2 protein-coding genes are annotated in these 1386 nt (G+C 47.4%); both read right to left on the bottom strand.

The annotated features are described in order from the left end of the window. Window positions 1-126: 126 nt before the first annotated feature. Window positions 127-780, bottom strand: a complete 654-nt coding sequence (locus AC5590_RS31895; RefSeq protein WP_246163076.1) for a transposase — start codon at window positions 778-780, stop codon at window positions 127-129. Continuing rightward, window positions 713-1054, bottom strand: coding sequence for a hypothetical protein (locus tag AC5590_RS31900; RefSeq protein WP_339379319.1), 342 nt, complete (start codon window positions 1052-1054; stop codon window positions 713-715). Before AC5590_RS31900 ends, AC5590_RS31895 begins: the two co-directional genes overlap by 68 nt. Window positions 1055-1386 lie beyond the last annotated feature (332 nt).

The following is a 1386-nucleotide window of genomic DNA, read 5'->3' on the forward strand; positions in this document are numbered from 1 at the left end:
AGGGAAACCCTCCTGCAGCACTGGTCTCACCGCAACGCGCTGCGAACCGCTAAAATTCCTCCCATAGCTTGAGCAACTCTTCCAGGAGTCAATTTGTCCATTGACTTTTGCCAAGGTAGGGGATTATCAGCCAACTTTATCACGGGCTAACCATAACTCCCAAGTAATCATTGGCATCAAATCACTCCAACGCTCACACTGTTTTGGGGTACTTAGTTTAGGAAGTGTCCAGTGCAGGCGTTGCTTCAAAAAACGATACCAGTGGTCAACGGTAAAGCGACGCAAATAAAGTAGCCAAACTTCCGATAGTGGAGGCATTTCTTCTCCTACCCAAGCCAACCATAAGGGTTTTGACACTCTAGCGCAACCTTTTTGGTCAAGACGCTCAACCCTGATTAATGACATTGGGCGCGTAGCCGTTTTACGGAAGTCTAAATTTTTCCATAAGCTAACCCTTACCCGCCCCAGTTTGAGATCGTTCATCTCCAAACTTTGAGTGGCTTCACCCCAAGTAGAAGGTTCATTGAGCTTGAACTTATCACCATGTTTTCTGGGACGACCTTTGCCAGAGTATAGTGGAGGTGCGCCCCACAAACAAAGATTTGAACGCAAACGGACAAGAATATCTGCTCGAATGTTGGCAGTCTTCAACATAAAAGGGGCACACCCATACTCACTATCCCAAACCGAAATTGGTCTAGTGGATAAATGCTCACACACTTGTTGTAGTTGCCAAGCTGCTTTCTCTATGGGGCAATCCCTGCCTAGTGATTCGCTCATGCCTCAAGGGTAATGCCCAACTGCCATTCGATTCTGGCACCCAAGCAATAGTACTATATCCCTGACCAATGGTAATTGGTTTATTTCCTCGTACAGCAGTGCTGCTATGCTCAATTGTCCTTTCCTGTAGAGTTACAGCATCAGGACGAGACCAAGCAGTGTGGTCACCAGCAAGCAAAGGACGACCAACAATCGGCATCTGTTTGATATATAACTGCATCAATTTCTGTCGCTGTGGTCTACTGTCTTGTAACGCTGAGTCCCAAGGGGACACGCTGAGTCGCAAGGCGACACGCTGCGCGTTCGCCCTCTGGGCGTGCGCTTGCGCTTACGCGAACGTAAATACTTGGCCACTTGCGTCGAAAAATTGGAGACACAGATAAATCTGCCGACCCATTGTCCCCTAAAAAATCAGGCAGCCTTACTACTACGAGTACTCGTCTTGGAACACTAATTAACCAAACAAAGGCTGCCTGATTTTTTTACGTGTTAGACCCCCCCCAAGCTGTAGGCATTACGGGTCAGTAGTATTGCATCAGTCAATTCAAAGGTAGCATCATGGGCTTTGCCTAAAAGCTTGTAAGCGGCTTGACGAAATTCTTGAAG

This window comes from Brasilonema octagenarum UFV-OR1 (assembly GCF_963888615.1).
Taxonomy (GTDB): Bacteria; Cyanobacteriota; Cyanobacteriia; order Cyanobacteriales; family Nostocaceae; genus Brasilonema; species Brasilonema sennae.